Consider the following 237-nt stretch of genomic DNA (forward strand, 5'->3'; position numbering starts at 1 on the left):
GTTCGGCGCGTGGGGCGATTACGGGGTGGCCACGCTGCTGACGCTTTCGCCGGAGAACCTGCCGCTCAAGCTCGCCGCGCATGAGCGCGCGATCGCGCTGCTGCCGGGCGAGACGGTGCTGCGCCGCTATGCGGCACTGCAGGCGCTGGCCGGTCGGGAGGCCGATGCGCTCGATACGGTCGCGCGCCTGCATGTGTTCGCGAAGGAATTGAAGGACTGGCCGCAGCAGTTGGCGTT

The 237-nt window shown here is 69.6% G+C and carries 1 protein-coding gene; it reads left to right on the forward strand.

The genetic code is table 11. From position 1 onward, the window contains the following. Positions 1-237, forward strand: a 237-nt coding sequence (locus SB772_RS45395; protein ID WP_410839202.1) for a Wzy polymerase domain-containing protein, incomplete at both ends; no start/stop codon positions are given.

This window comes from Paraburkholderia sp. SIMBA_030 (assembly GCF_046535245.1).
Classification (GTDB): domain Bacteria; phylum Pseudomonadota; class Gammaproteobacteria; order Burkholderiales; family Burkholderiaceae; genus Paraburkholderia.